Below are 14,347 nucleotides of genomic sequence, written 5' to 3'. Positions count from 1 at the left end.
ATCCCCTGCGGCGCGGGCAGCTCACAGGAGGCGGACGGGAGGACCATATGCCAGACGGGTTCGTTCTTTGACCGCATCATAGACCCGTCCCAGGTTGCCTCGGTGAGCTTTGACGGCGTGACGGCAACGGCGTAAGACATGCAGGCGGTGAAGTGCTGGCCTCGAGTCATCGGGGCATATGCCACCTGTCGACGAGACGGTGGGCCCAGGTGGCGTCAGATCAGGCCCGTCTCCATGACCCTGCACCGAGGGCCCAACAGGTCCTTCGCCCGCCCCTCGTCCCTGGAGCGGACATCGATGCAGTAGAGGCGGTTGTCCGCCGCCCTGTCTCCCGCAAAGCGCTGGACGTCCACGAAGTTGCTGCCAAAGCTCGCCGTGTTCCTGGCCATCTCGGAGCTTCTCGTCTGGTGCCAGATCCCAGCCTGTGCGAGCTTCTTCGCGAACAGGTCCCTTTCCAGCATGTCGTGCGTCTTGTAGATCGTGACCTCGCGACCCGCACCAAAGGGCATGCCCCTCATCTCCGCTCATCCCTCAGAACCAGCTCCATGAGGTCGCTGACGGCCTCGTCCAGCTGCTCTATCCTGTGAATCCTAACGCACTGCCTTTCGTATATGGTATGCAGGCTCTCCAGGTACAGGGTCGGCCCCAAAAACACAGCCGCCACCCTGACGCCCTGGTCGCGCAGCTCCCCCACGGCGTCCTTGGCATCCAGGACCGCGGCCCTTCCCTGGTAGCCCCGCGCGAGGATGGAGCTTCCATCGGATGCCATGCCCACAGAGTCATTGGGGGAGGCGTCCGTCAACACCAGCAGCAGGCGAAGCGCCGCGTCATCCTCATGCGGAAGGAGGCTGCCTGCCAGGCGCAGCCCAAGCCCGTCTCGGTTCCAGCCGCCAGCGAAGTAGTCGAAGATGCGATCACAGTCCTTGCTGTCGCGGTCCTTCAGGACCTGCAGGACCGTGTAGCCGCGAATCGACCGGAAGGTCTCGACCTGGACCGGCACCCGACAGGAGGAGAAGCTCTTGGCGATGACATAGGCCTCTGCGGCCAGTTGCTCCTGATAGTTCAGCCTCGATGCCGAGGCATCGAGCAGAAGGTCAACGGTGACGGAACGCTCCGTCTCCTCACCGGTGCGCAGGAACACCTTGGTGTCTCCCAGAACTGGCAGCCTCCACGCCACCGGGGCGTCAAGCGCCCCTCTTCGCCCCCTCTCGGGCAGAGCCCGCTCGGCACTGGAGAGCACCTCGTCGAGCCGTGCCGAGAGCCTCTTGATGGAGGAGGAGAGCAGGATCTTGTGCGCGTTTACCCATGCATGGTTGCGATCGGACTGCCGGAGGCAATCCCTGAGAACCCGCTCCCTGTCGCGCCTGTCGCTGGCACCGAGGGCCTTGTCCCTGTCGTCCCCGCCACGATTCAGGCTCCCCTCGACCCCATGCGCCATGGTGACCCCCTTGGTCACCCACAGCCGGCACTCCCCGTTCACGCCGACGCAGAGCTCGTTCTCCAGCCTTCTCAGATCCAGTTCCGGAATCGCACGCTCGCCGAGCGTCTGCCTGACGTAGGCGAGATCTGCCTCCATCCGGCGCAGGCTCCTCGCCCCCGCCGGATGTGCCAGCTGGGCACTTCCCTCGACATCCCCCTCGCTGGTGCCACTGCGAACGATCAGCGTGTCCGTCACCTGCGTCTCCCGACGCAGCAGGCCCTTGAGAAGCCGGCTGCGCAGGCCCCGCACCCTGCTCTGGTGCAGGAACCCGGTCCCTTCGGGGGAGACCGTACAGTGGAAGTACTCCCTCAGTACCCGCGTCATGGAGGCAATCGCCGCGTCCGTGTCCAGGGACCCCGAAAACTCCAACGCCTTGGCAAGGGCCTGCTCACGGGGCGAGAGATGCTCGCCCCTCCTTCCCAGGACATGCGCCCATCTGGCCTGCTGCTGGTTGTAGACGGCCATGGACTGCAGCATCATCTGCTGCCTGGACAGCGTCTGCCTGCCCTTGAAGAACTCCTGCGCCCTGCGTGCGCGAAGGTCCGAGAGGACCGGGCGGCTGGCAAGCTCCTTCTCGTAGACGCAGTTCTCAATCCCAAGCCAGAGCATGTCGCAGAGCTCGTTGCCACGGCGAAGCCCGACCACGACGTCAAGGAACGTCGTCAGGCGATCGATGTCGAGCCAGCGGACGCAGAGGCCGATGACCATGTCGAAGTACAGGTCGGGACGCCCGTTCTCGAGAAAGGCCATGAAGGGTGGGTCGAAGTCGTAGCTTCCCGCGGCGTTCCATATGATGTTCTCCGCCCGACGCTGCATGCCGGCATAGTGCTTCTTGATCATCGCTTTTCCTCAGGGAAAGGACGGGTCACGGCCCGCTGGCCGCTGGTTCCTGCGCGGGACATCCCCCATCTATGCGAACAGGTCTGCGCCCCGTTGCGTGGGGTCTATCCTGGCGTCAATGACGTCTTGGACGAGCCCCCTCTCGTAGGGATCGAAGGTCTTGTTCGAGATGCACATGGCGAGGGCCGTGCCTGCCGTGACACCACGGCGCATCAGGTCCACGGCGTCCAAAAGCCCCCTCAGGTCCGCCGCCTTTCCCGACACCTCGGCGCTCGTCGCCTTGCGATCGAGCTCGAAGAAGAGCGCGACGAACTGCGAGCGCGCCTCAGACCTCAGGTCGGGGAAGCTCTCCCCGAAGAGGCGGTCGAGGTCGCCCTCGGAGATGAGGGGCATGTCCAGCACCACGAAGCGCGAGGCCAGGGCCTCGTTGAGCTCCCGGGTGCCGGCGTAGTCGTAGTTCATGGTCGCGATGAAGCGCGTGCGCGGATCGAGCCTGACCATGTCGTAGCCCGGGACGTCCAGGACCCTCCTGAAGTCCAGAACGGAGTGCAGCACCGCCATGGCCTCGTTACGGGCCATGTTGATCTCATCGAACACGCCAAAGCCCCCGTGCCGCGCGCACAGTGTCACGGGGCCGGGACGAAACACCACGCGCTGGCCGTCGTACGTGTCCGTGCCCACGAGAGAGGCGGCATCCGCCCCGATGTGGAAGGAGATGTTCCACACCGGCCTACCGAAGGCCTGGGCGAGGCTCTCCGCCAGCACGTTCTTTCCCGTCGCCTTTGGGCCGGCAAGCAAGAGGTTCTTACCACAGAGGACGGCCGCTATCGCGCGCTCCCACACCTCCGTTCCCAGGTAGTACTGGCCTAGGCGGGGGACACGACCCGCCAGCTCCTCGGAGACGTCCCCCTCCTGGCGAAATGCCCTGATGCCATCGAGAAGCTCGCCCGAGACTCCCTCAGACTGCAAGAATTCGAGTATCTTGCGCATACGCTCACCCCTCTGACGCACCCTAGTGGTAGTCCATGACCATGAACATCGGCTTCACCGCCACGATCTCGTCGTATTCCCGCTGGGTCACCGTCTGCGTGTGGTCGAGCCGTCTCAGCTCCTGCTTCATCGCCTCGAACGCCTCCCCGACGTCCCTGGCCCTGCCCTCGCGAATGATGCGTATCATGCGCTCGATCACGATGGGATGGGCGTAGGCCGCGGGGAGCGGGAACGAGGGGTAGCCACTGACGTACTCCCGGGCCTCGGCCACCGCATCGTCCCACTCCGCCTGCACGGTCCTCCTGTTGTGCCGCACGGTGGGCACCACCCCTGACGCCAACGTGAAGAGCGCAAAGGCGACGCCAAACAGCAGGAGGTAGACGGACCAGCCGCGGTCGCCCGACACAAGGCCGAAGATACCGGCCGCAACCGCAACGAGCGCTCCGATGAGAATCGCGAGGGCAAGGACCATGTTCGACCGCTTCACGCCATCCACGGAGCGCTTCCTCCTCGCCGCGGCAGAGAGATGCTCGCCAATCTCAGGCCTCTGGTCAAGGAAGCGCTGGGCACGTCTCAGGTCATCCACCGCAGCGCTCGCCTCGGCCGAGAGATGCCTGACATAACGGGCCTCCTCCTTCCGTTCAGCCTCCCGCAGCCTCCTCTCGGCGTCCTTGGAGTGCACGGGAATCCTGGGGTGCCTCTCCTGCATGATCGCAAGGAACCTGTCCACCTGATCCTCATGCTTGAAGTTGCATTGCTTCTCGCGCCCGTCCGAGAGCTCCACGACCAGGTATGGCAGGGAGCCAAATATCCCCTTGCCCGAGAAGCCGCCCCTGCTCATCGCGATACGCTTGAAGCACCTCCGCAGGTCCTCGAAGGGAACGTAGTAGCGTCTGCTGAAATAGAAGCTGTTCAGGTAGAGGGCCCGATGCCCGATGCCACAGGGGCCGACCTTCTGGCACCCCCTGAGGTCCTCTGCCAGCGTCTGTGGGTCCAGCGTCGTATGTCCCAGTGCCTTGGGCGCACCTAGCATCATGCCTCGCGTCCCTCCACGTCCAACTGCCGCGTACCTTTATGAAGAAACGGGGCGGATCATGCCTCCGTGAACATGGACCGCCCCGCCTAGCCTATGCCGTTGCCTGGGCCCTGCCTCCTTGGCCCCGGACGCTCCCACGTCTGAGCATGCCTATGCCACAGTCGCCTCACGCTTGTGCGTCGCTCTCCAGAACAGCCCGAAGAAGAGAAGTGCGACGATGACGCCGACCGGATAGGCAACCGCCGTGTTGTTCGCCAGCGCAGGAATCATGCCCAGGCACTCGGGAGCCATGCAGAAGTACGTTGCGGAGACCGCGCTCATGAAGATCGCAGGGACCACGCAGATCCAGAAGTTCTTCCTCTCCTTGAGGAGGTACACCGCTCCGGCCCACAGGACGATCATGGCTAGCGTCTGGTTCGTCCAGGAGAAGTAGCGCCAGATGACGGTGTAGGAGAGGAACCCCAGCGTGTTGCCAAAGCCGAGGAACGCCCCTACGCCCAGGACGGGGATGCAGAGCTTCAGACGGTCGACCATCCTCTCCTGGTCGAGCTTGAGCCAGTCGGCAAGCGTGAGCCTCGCGCTCCTGAAGGCCGTGTCGCCGGAGGTGATGGGGCACACCACGACGCCGAGCATGGCTAGGATGACACCGACGCTGCCCATGGTCCTGATGCAGACGTCGTAGATGGCCGCGGACTGGCCGCTCTTGAGCACCTCGGCGAGGCCCATGTTGAGACCGCCAGTCACCTCGTAGAGCGAGCATCCCGCCGCCGCCCACACCAAGGCGATGACGCCCTCGGCCACCATGGCGCCGTAGAACACGAAGCGGCCTTGACGTTCGCTCTTCATGCAGCGTGCCATCAGCGGGGCCTGCGTGGAGTGGAATCCCGAGATGGCGCCACAGGCGACCGTTATGAACATGAAGGACCAGACCGGCGTGGCCTCTGGATGCATGCTGTAGAGGTGATCCCAGATCTCGGGAGTCGCGTAGCCATTGAGGGGCATGCCAATGGCAACGCCGATGGCCATCAGGATCAGGCAGATGCCGAACGCCGGGTAGATCCTGCCGATGATCTTGTCGATGGAGATGAAGGTCGCAACGAAGTAGTAGGCGAGGATGATGGCAAGCCAGGTGGTGGTGGCGGAGAACGCACCAGCGGCGCCCGTGCCCTGGGGATCGACCATCTCGACGAGCAGACCGGCGGGCCCGACCGCGAAGACCGTGCCGACCATGACCAGCAGCACGACCGAGAAGACGCGCATGATGTTCTTCATGGTGAGACCGAGGTACGTGCCCGTCACCTCGGAGATCGACTGGCCGTTGTTGCGCTCGGAGAGCATGCCGGATATGTAGTCGTGGACGCCGCCGGCAAAGAGCGTGCCAAAGGTGATCCAAAGGAACACGATGGGACCCCACAGCGCGCCCTGCATGGCACCGAAGATCGGTCCCAGGCCCGCGATGTTGAGGAGCTCGACCAAGAAGAGCTTCCACTGCGGCATGACGACGTAATCGACACCATCGTTGATCGTGACGGCAGGCGTGTCTCGATCATCGGGACCAAGCACGTTGTCCACGAACCTACCATAGGTGAAGTACCCCACGACAAGCACCACGAGGCATACGACAAAGCTAATCATTGCGCCGCTCCCCCCAGACATGAGACAGTACATGCACATGTGCCTTTTTGTGCAGTTCCACTATAACCCTTTGCGCACCGACCTTTGGATGCTGGAGGGAACCGAGATCCGATAAATTCTGTCGGCGGACGCAGACCTAACGGCAAGGCATGCCACAAAAAGGGAAAAGGCCAGACTACACCGTCCGGCCTCGAAGATGCGATGGTGGGTCGTGAGGGGGTCGAACCCTCGACCTTGGGATTAAGAGTCCCCTGCTCTGCCATCTGAGCTAACGACCCGTCGACGTTGAAATGGGGTGGGTAGAGGGGCTCGAACCCTCGACCTACGGAGCCACGGTCCGTCGCTCTGCCAACTGAGCTACACCCACCATACGCCCACCTCGTAACGCGTTTGACTATGATGCCCAATCCACCCGCACTATGCAAGGGTCATTCTCAAATTTCTTGCAACGCATGCATGGGGCACGGGGCATGCCACGTGCCGCGCAACCATGCCAACTGGCCCATCTCACGCCGCAGACAGCTGCAAGTCACTTGCTATCTGCAAGAACGACGCCCGCAGCTCACTGATAACCACAGGGATTCTCTTCCCCTGGACCCCCTGCGGGGCCAACAATGCTCCCCACGCCATGGCTGCCCATACGGCAACCTCCACATCGCGAGAAGGGGCACGAGATGCGAACAACACGAGTCACACGACCACGGACGGACCGCATGAAGGCAGTGGCAATTCTGGCCATGTCGCTGCTCATCCTGCTTGGCGTGCTGGCACTGGGTGCCACCATCGCCCGTGCCAGCGAGGCGGAAGACCCCAACAACCCCTTTGTCTCGGGCGGCTACTATGGCCGCACCTACACCTTGACGAGCGACGATGCGGGAAACGCAACTACGGGGCGCGTGGAGGAGGTGGGGTGGCGCGCCTGGTGCATCGAACCCGACTCCAAGCATCTCCAGGGCACGGCAACGGGCGTGCCCCTCGAAGGATCGCCCAAGAATGGCGGTGGCACCTGGACCACCAGGGACGTGCGCCGCGCCGCACTGGGCATCTCGTACATCGACCAGGCACTGGGGGCAGACAAGATATGGGACTACGCCAGCCGACGCTACACCCAGGCGTGGGTATGTTGCGTCTCGGACGGACCAGACCATGTGGGAGACGACGGTAAGACCTCGCTGCGCTCCTACATGGACACGCTGCTCCCCCAGCGCTTTGGACTCTCGCTTTCCTATGACGAGGTCAACGACTACGTGAGTGACCACATGAACGATCCGGTCTCCACCTATGGCATTCGCTTTGCCAAGACGGACGGCACGCAGGAGAGCGCGCAGTTCTGGACGGTTCGCAACGGCACGCTCCGTCTCGTCAAGGCTTCCGCACTGCCAGCCCTCACGGATGACAACGCCAGCTACAGCGTCAAGGATGCCGAATATGGCATCTATCGTGACGAGGGCTGCGCACAGCAGGTGGCCACACTCGCCCTTGACGCCCATGGCGTCAGCGACGAGGCAATCTTGGCCCCGGGACGCTACTACGTGCGCGAGACAAAGGCGCCGACCGGCTACCACGAGGACGGCACCACCTATGCCGTCGATGTCACGGAGGATGCAACGACCCTGGTCAACGGCAGGCAGGGTGTGACAGACGCGCCCCTGTATGCCACGGGGGCTCTGCGCATACACAAGCATGACGCCGAGACGGACGCCGCGCTGCCCCTGGGTGGCGCACGCCTCGACGGCGCAGAATTCACCATCGAGTACCACGGTACCACAGGCGCAGGCGACGCGCCCCTGCGCACGTGGGTGATGCACACCAACAAGGAGGGCATAGCGGACCTCACGGATGCGGACAGCCTGATGAGGGGGGAGCCCTACCGGGACGACTCGGGAGCCTGCATACTCCCCCTCGGCACCTACACCATCCGAGAGACCAAGGCTCCCGAGGGCTACCTCATGCTCGATGAGCCCATCCAGGCCGAGGTCGTGCAGGATGGGGGCACGGCGACCTTTCGTCTCGTCGGCACCCCAACGGGCACGGCGACGACCGACGTCACCTGCGTCGATCAGGTGGCGCGGCAGGACCTGCGCTTCCAGAAGGTTGCAGCAGACAGTCAGGCGCCACTTGCGAACGTCCCCTTCCTCATCACCGCGCAGGCATGGCCGGACGGTGGGACGCCCGAGTCGCATGTCATCGTGACCGACGCCAAGGGCCAGTTTGACAGCGCCACCTTTGCCCAGGGTACGCGCGACAACGCCAATGACGAGGCGGTGTCAGGCCTCACGTACTCGACGGACGACCAGGGGAACGTCGTTGCCGACCTCTCACAGCTGTCCCTGGACGAAAACAGGCTCGATGGCATGCGCGGCCTCTGGTTTGCAGGCGACGCGAACGCCCCGGACACAGAGAGGGAGGGGCTTGCCGCCCTCCCCTACGGCAGCTACACGGTGCAGGAGCTGCCCGCGTCATCAAACGAGGGGTACCAGCTCGTCACCTTCACAATCGATGTCAAACCGGATGCAAGCGGCCACAACACCGCCGTCGACCTTGGCTCCATCACGGACGAGGAGGCTCCCCACATAGAGACCGAGGCCACCGCGACAGATGGCGGCAAGGTGATCGACCCGCTGGCATCCGTCACCATCACGGACACCATCAGCTATCGCGGCCTCACTCCGGGCACGGCCTATCATCTCGACGGAACGCTCATGGACGCCTCCACGGGAGCGCCCCTCACGGATGCCCAGGGAAACGAGGTCCATGCCAGCACGGACTTCACACCCATGGAGCACACGGGCAGCGTCGATGTCACGTTCACGTTTGATGGCTCCTCCCTCAAACAGGGATCACGCGTGGTCGTGTACGAGAACCTCTCGCAGGACGACACGGAGGTGGCGGCGCACGCGGACATCGATGACGAGGGACAGTCGGTGCGGGTACGCGAGCAGCCGACGACCCCCGCGGGCATCCTTCCCCAGACGGGCGTGACGCCTCGGGGCATCGCCCTCATCGGCATCGGGTGCGCGGTGCTCGCCGTGGCCGGCGCACGGCTTGCCCACGTGAACACGCAGCGCACCCATGTCGCGCCCCGTCGCGGGCATCGACCCCTGATGGACGTTCGTGGAGGGCGCTGGGGTGAACGCTAGCGTGGGCCGCCGACGCACCGCACTCGTACTGATCATGTGTCTGGGAGCATGCTGCGCCCTGGTGGGATGCGGCATGCTCTTCGAGAGCCTCGGGGCGCTCACGGCAATCGAGCGTATGCAGGACGCCGTGAGGGAACCCGACGGCTCCATTAACCTGGGGCGGATGCCTCAGATCGCACCAGGCGCACAGGCCTGGCTCACCGTGGACTCGGCAGGCATGAGTCTCCCCGTTGCCCAGGGAGGACAGGGCGATCCCACCTACTACCTCTCACACGACATCAACGGCAAGGACTCTCCCGCAGGAACGCCGTTCATCGACTGGCGCTGTTGGGAGGCCACAACGGAATGCCCCCAGCACCTCCTGGTCTATGGCCATCACCTGGGAGTCACGGGCGGCATGTTCTCTCCGCTCTATCATTGCTGGCGGCAGGGGGAGTTCGAACGCCTCTGTGCCTCGGGGGCAGACTGGTACGAGCCGAGCGCACGAGCCCGCCACTTCATGCCGCTGTGCGCGCTGCGCGTACGCGAGGACTATGCTCCCATACAGGTCTTCTCCTGGCAGGATCAGGACCACCTGAGGACATGGCTTTACGACATCGCGCAGCGATCCTCTGCCGCGGTGCCGGACTGGGAACGCGTGGCACGCGGTGCGACGCGCTGCCTCACGCTCGTCACCTGCAGCTCGGACCTCCCGGGACAGGGCTGGCGCACGCTCGTCCTGTTTGTGGAGGACACCTCATCCACCTGCGGGGAAATCAACACGTAACCCCAGGGGCCTTGATGGGTCAGCACGTACCGTCTACCCTCACTGTAGCGCGCTAAAGCATCCGGCCCGTCATCATGCCGGGCCACGCCACCATCGAGCACGACAACCAAGGGAGACGACCGTGTCCATTCGCATCCTGAGCCGCAGGCAGCTCGTCAAGGCGTCCGCACTCGCCGCTGTCGCCCCAGCCCTCATGAGCCTCACGGCCTGCGGCGGCGCCCAGCAGGCCAACACGACGGGCTCCTCCAGTGTCGACGGCTTCGACGGCACCTTCATCGTCGGCTTCGACCAGGACTTCCCACCCTATGGCTACGTGGGGGACGATGGGCAGTACACGGGCTTCGACCTCAACCTCGCCCAGGCGGTCTGCCAGAGGGAGGGATGGACCTACACGCCCAGCGCCATTTCCTGGGATGCCAAGGACGCCCTGCTCAGCGGCGGGCAGATCACCTGCATCTGGAACGGCTTCACCATCGAGGGACGCAAGGACGGCTACACCTTCACGAACCCTTATATGGAGAACCGCCAGGTCATCGTGGTGCGTGCCGACTCCGACATCGACGCCCTCTCGGACCTCGCCGGAAGGAACGTCATCACCCAGGCCGACTCCGCCGCCTACGACCTGCTCACCACCGATGGGGCTCAGGCGGAGCTCGGTGCCTCGTTCGCCCAGCTCCAGACCATCGGCGAGTACAACACCGCCTTCATGATGCTGGACAACGGCTCCGTGGATGCCATCGCCGTGGACTACCCCGTGGCCCTGTACAACATGGGTGGCAAGGGTGACTCCTATCGCATCCTGGACGAGTACCTCAGCTCCGAGCACTTTGGCGTGGGCTTCGCCAAGACGGACACCGGCAAGGCGCTGGCCGCCGCCGTCGAGAGGGACCTCCAGGCCCTCGATGCGGACGGTACCGTCAAGCAGCTCTGTGACACGTATGCCGACCAGGGCATCTCGTATGACCTGTGGGTGCTCCCTAAGGCATAGCCCGCCATTCCCGCCTCAAGCGACCCGTCATCCCAAGGAGGGGGCTCGTGGACTTCTCCACCATGTTGGGCATGCTCCTCTCGAGCTACCTCACGTCACTCCAGATCTTTGCCGTCACCCTCGTGGGATCCATCCCTCTGGGCGTGCTCATCGCGGTGGGCAGGCTCTCGCGCTTCCGTCCCCTCTCGCTCGTCTGCCGGCTCGTCATCTCACTGCTGCGTGGCACGCCGCTCATGCTGCAGATGTTTGCGGTGTTCTTCATCCCCACCACCATGATGGGCCTGCAGCTGGGCAACGGCTATATCCTCACGGCCGTGCTCATAGCCTTTGTGATCAACTATGCCGCCTACTTTGCCGAGATCTATCGCTCCGGCATCCAGAGCATGCCCACGGGACAGTACGAGGCCGCAGAGGTCCTTGGCTACACGCCGAGGCAGACCTTCTTCCGCATCATCCTGCCCCAGGTGGTCAAGCGCGTGCTCCCCGCCATGGGCAACGAGATCGTCACCCTCGTCAAGGACACGTCACTTGCCTTCTCCATCGGCATCGCCGAGATGTTCGCCCAGAGCAAGGCTCTCGTCTCGTCACAGCGTTCCATGGTGCCCTTCGCCATCGCCGCCGTCATCTACTGGGTGACCTGTCTGCTCATCGAGCTCGTCATGTACCTCATCGAGAAGAGAATGAGCTACTACCATGACTAAGCACGCCAAATCGCCGCTCAACCTTCCGCGCCCCGACACGAGCTACGCCACCTTCATGGGACTTCCCGCCGTCTACCTGCGCAAGGCACGAAAGTCGTTCGGCGCGAGGGAGGTGCTCACAGGCATCGACCTGCTCATCGACAAGGGCGAGGTGGTGTCCATCATCGGCCCCTCCGGTGCCGGCAAGTCCACGCTGCTGCGCTGCCTCACCCTGCTCGACCGCTTTGACGAGGGGCAGCTCACCTATGGCAGCATCACGGTGGCGCAACCCGAGGGAGAGGCGAGCGGCAGGGCCATCTACAGCAAGGCCGCCATGCGCGACGCGCGCATGCGCTTTGGTATCGTCTTCCAGAGCTTCAACCTCTTCCCCCACTGGACGGTGCTGCGCAACGTCATGGATGCTCCCGTCACCGTACAGGGACGCCCCCAGGAGGAGGTGGAGGACCAGGCACGTCGGCTGCTCGAGCGCCTGGGTCTCACGGAGCATGCGGACAAGGTTCCCGACCAGCTCTCGGGCGGCCAGCAGCAGCGCGTCGCCATCGCGCGCGCCCTCTGCATGAGTCCGCAGATCATCTACTTCGACGAGGCCACCTCGGCACTCGACCCCAAGCTCACAGAGGACATGCACGCCCTCATCCGCGAGCTTGCGGCGGACGGCATGGCCGTGGGCATCGTGACGCACGAGATGGGCTTCGCACGCGAGGTGTCCGACCGCGTGTGCTTCCTCATCGACGGGCAGATCGTGGAGCAGGGCACGCCCGAGCAGGTCATCGGGCACCCGCAGGACGAGCGCACGCAGGCCTTCCTCTCGAGGTCCGCGGACTAGCGAGACGGGCGAGGGCGTCTCAGGGGCGCTCCCGCAGACAGGCGTTGCGCCTTTGGTCGTACAGCGCCTCGCGCTCATGGTCGATGGCACGCAGGCGTTGGTAGGACAGCTCCCGCTGTTCGTCACAGTGCGCAAGGATGGAGGCGCGCAGGCGCTGTATCTCGTCCACGCCCCAAGCATCCAGCCCCATGTCCTCACCGGCATAGACCCTTTCGGCAACCGTCCTCACCGAGGCATCGACGTCTTCCATGGTGTCCTCTAGGGTCCGTATCCTGCCTTTCAGGGAGTACTCCTCGTCCTCCAGACGCATCAGCCGCCTGTCGATCGAGGCTGATAACCTGGGCTCCGCCTGTGACGTTGGTCCCTGGGAGTGGAAACTCCCGCCATCCCAGGCATCGTATGCCGTCATGAGGCGTTCTGTATGTCTGAGGCGGCCATAGCGTCCGCCTCGTTGAGCGAGATGCCCACCTGCCTGAATGCCTCCGCATCACGTTCCATCGCGCTGGCATAGGCCGTGCAGTACGAGGATGCCGCATCGGAGATCGAGTCATGGGTGGTTGGCGGGGTGCCGTCCGCGACGCCTGTCGCAGACCCGAGCTTGAACGAACGGTAGGCATCAAGCCCAGCCTTGAGGCTGTCAGCAGCCTCCCCAGCCGCATCCGTGCTTGATGCTATGGTCGAAGATGACATCACGCTCTCCTCTCGTCGCGCATCAGGAACAGCCCTCCCGTATGGCTAGACTGTACCATGCTTCGCTCCGTTGCCCCTGACGAACAGGGCTTCCTACCAGTTGGGATCGTACGGGCTGGTGTGGGGGTCCCAGCCCTCCCAGCTCGTGATGAGGCGGATGCCGGCGGGGAAGTCATCGCTTTCGTTGTACCAACCGAACCCCTTAGGCGCATCCCAGTCCGAGTTCGGTATAACCTCGATGGACTTCAGACCGACCTTCGAGGGGTCATCGCGGTTCAAGGTGCAGTCGGTAACGTGCATCTGCCACCTTGTGCCATCCGGCGCCGTCACGGTAGCCGTGCTGATAATGTAGATGCTCCCCGTGCGCACATTACCCTGGCTCGACCAGAAGTCCCCATCGCCCAAGGTGCCCCCGCCCATGAGCGACATCACCTCAGTCGCCTTAGCTGCCAAGTCGGAATCGGCCGACCTCGCCTCCTCCGAGAAGGCCGCCACGAGGCCGTCCGCGTCCGAGTCGGCGACGAGGGAGGAGAGCTCGTCCAGGCAGGCGGCCGACGCGTCCTCGTCCGACATCGTGGAGCGCGGGCCGTAGCCCTCGGGCGACCTGCAGCCCGCGAGGACGAGCGGGACGAGGAGAGAGAGGAGGGACCTGCGGGGGACGACGATTGCCATGGTGTCACCCCCCTACCAGTCAGGACTGTACGGGCTGGTGTGGGGGTCCCAGCCGTCCCAGCTCGTGATGAGGCGGATGCCGGTCGGCCACCGCTCGTCGTCCGTGCCGTACCAGGAGAATCCCCGCGGGGCTTCTAGGACCGAGTTCGGTATGACCTCCACCGTGCGCAGGCCGACCCTCGCGGGGTCGTCCTTGTTGAACGTGCAGTCCGTGGCGCGCAGCTGCCACACCGAGCCATCCGGCGCCGTCACCGTGGCGATGCTGACGACGTAGATGCTCCCGCTGCCGATGCTGCCTTCGCTTTGGTTGAGGTGCCCGTCCTCTACCGTGCCCCCGCCGATGGTGGACATGAGCTCGCTGGCCCGTTCGGCGAGGCCCGGGTTGGCTGACCTCACCCCCTCTGAGAAGGCCGCCACGAGGCCGTCGGCGTCCGAGTCGGCGACGAGGGAGGACAGCTCGTCCAGGCAGGTGGCCGACGCGTCCTCGTCCGACATCGTGGAGCGCGGGCCGTAGCCCTCGGGCGACCTGCAGCCCGCGAGGACGAGTAGGGACGAGAAGGCAAGGGTGAGTAAAGACATAGCT

At 64.3% G+C, this 14,347-nt stretch carries 14 protein-coding genes and 2 tRNA genes; 5 read left to right on the top strand and 11 right to left on the bottom strand.

Annotated elements, in window-relative coordinates; genetic code table 11:
* Positions 1-215 precede the first annotated feature (215 nt).
* The 7 genes from HMPREF1316_RS07780 to HMPREF1316_RS07750 form a co-directional block, all read right to left on the bottom strand.
* Entirely contained in the window at positions 216-518 is a 303-nt protein-coding gene (locus tag HMPREF1316_RS07780) for a hypothetical protein (RefSeq protein ID WP_021726411.1), read from the bottom strand.
* The gene (locus HMPREF1316_RS07775) at positions 515-2,320 is read right to left on the bottom strand and encodes a hypothetical protein (protein ID WP_021726399.1); all 1,806 of its coding nucleotides are present in this window, start codon (positions 2,318-2,320) and stop codon (positions 515-517) included. The genes HMPREF1316_RS07780 and HMPREF1316_RS07775 overlap by 4 nt, the downstream gene beginning before the upstream one ends.
* Before the next feature lie 69 nt (positions 2,321-2,389).
* Positions 2,390-3,310 carry an AAA family ATPase gene (locus HMPREF1316_RS07770; RefSeq protein ID WP_021726373.1) on the bottom strand — a complete coding sequence of 307 codons (921 nt, stop codon included), beginning with the start codon at positions 3,308-3,310 and terminating at the stop codon, positions 2,390-2,392.
* A gap of 22 nt (positions 3,311-3,332) precedes the next feature.
* Positions 3,333-4,346: a hypothetical protein gene (locus tag HMPREF1316_RS07765; protein WP_021726377.1), complete on the bottom strand. Its 1,014-nt coding sequence runs from the start codon at positions 4,344-4,346 to the stop codon at positions 3,333-3,335.
* A gap of 150 nt (positions 4,347-4,496) precedes the next feature.
* A complete protein-coding gene (locus HMPREF1316_RS07760; RefSeq protein WP_040651874.1) occupies positions 4,497-5,981 on the bottom strand; it encodes a carbon starvation CstA family protein in 1,485 nt (494 codons plus the stop codon).
* Between the two features lie 202 nt (positions 5,982-6,183).
* A tRNA-Lys gene (locus HMPREF1316_RS07755) sits at positions 6,184-6,259 on the bottom strand.
* Positions 6,260-6,272: 13 nt separating this feature from the next.
* A tRNA-His gene (locus HMPREF1316_RS07750) sits at positions 6,273-6,348 on the bottom strand.
* Between the two features lie 346 nt (positions 6,349-6,694).
* Between HMPREF1316_RS07750 and HMPREF1316_RS07745 the strand changes: the two genes are divergently transcribed.
* The 5 genes from HMPREF1316_RS07745 to HMPREF1316_RS07725 all read left to right on the top strand — a co-directional run bounded on the left by HMPREF1316_RS07745 (position 6,695) and on the right by HMPREF1316_RS07725 (position 12,402).
* Positions 6,695-9,121: a VaFE repeat-containing surface-anchored protein gene (locus HMPREF1316_RS07745; protein ID WP_021726391.1), complete on the top strand. Its 2,427-nt coding sequence runs from the start codon at positions 6,695-6,697 to the stop codon at positions 9,119-9,121.
* Complete coding sequence (locus HMPREF1316_RS13280) at positions 9,111-9,887, top strand: class B sortase (protein WP_156901032.1); 777 nt, start codon at positions 9,111-9,113, stop codon at positions 9,885-9,887. The genes HMPREF1316_RS07745 and HMPREF1316_RS13280 overlap by 11 nt, the downstream gene beginning before the upstream one ends.
* Positions 9,888-10,008: 121 nt before the next feature.
* Entirely contained in the window at positions 10,009-10,875 is an 867-nt protein-coding gene (locus tag HMPREF1316_RS07735) for a transporter substrate-binding domain-containing protein (protein ID WP_021726418.1), read from the top strand.
* Positions 10,876-10,922: 47 nt separating this feature from the next.
* On the top strand, positions 10,923-11,576 hold the full coding sequence (locus tag HMPREF1316_RS07730) for an amino acid ABC transporter permease (RefSeq protein WP_021726429.1): 654 nt from the start codon (positions 10,923-10,925) through the stop codon (positions 11,574-11,576).
* On the top strand, positions 11,569-12,402 hold the full coding sequence (locus HMPREF1316_RS07725) for an amino acid ABC transporter ATP-binding protein (RefSeq protein WP_021726396.1): 834 nt from the start codon (positions 11,569-11,571) through the stop codon (positions 12,400-12,402). Before HMPREF1316_RS07730 ends, HMPREF1316_RS07725 begins: the two co-directional genes overlap by 8 nt.
* Positions 12,403-12,421: 19 nt before the next feature.
* Here the strand turns inward: HMPREF1316_RS07725 and HMPREF1316_RS07720 are convergent, their stop codons facing one another.
* The 4 genes from HMPREF1316_RS07720 to HMPREF1316_RS07705 form a co-directional block, all read right to left on the bottom strand.
* A complete protein-coding gene (locus HMPREF1316_RS07720; protein ID WP_021726425.1) occupies positions 12,422-12,712 on the bottom strand; it encodes a hypothetical protein in 291 nt (96 codons plus the stop codon).
* Between the two features lie 95 nt (positions 12,713-12,807).
* Positions 12,808-13,092: a hypothetical protein gene (locus HMPREF1316_RS07715; RefSeq protein ID WP_021726374.1), complete on the bottom strand. Its 285-nt coding sequence runs from the start codon at positions 13,090-13,092 to the stop codon at positions 12,808-12,810.
* Between the two features lie 93 nt (positions 13,093-13,185).
* Positions 13,186-13,764, bottom strand: coding sequence for a hypothetical protein (locus HMPREF1316_RS07710; protein WP_021726414.1), 579 nt, complete (start codon positions 13,762-13,764; stop codon positions 13,186-13,188).
* A gap of 12 nt (positions 13,765-13,776) precedes the next feature.
* Positions 13,777-14,343, bottom strand: a complete 567-nt coding sequence (locus HMPREF1316_RS07705; protein ID WP_021726378.1) for a hypothetical protein — start codon at positions 14,341-14,343, stop codon at positions 13,777-13,779.
* Positions 14,344-14,347 lie beyond the last annotated feature (4 nt).

Source organism: Olsenella profusa F0195, from assembly GCF_000468755.1.
Lineage (GTDB): Bacteria > Actinomycetota > Coriobacteriia > Coriobacteriales > Atopobiaceae > Olsenella_F > Olsenella_F profusa.
This window is presented reverse-complemented; position numbering and strand designations above follow the sequence as displayed.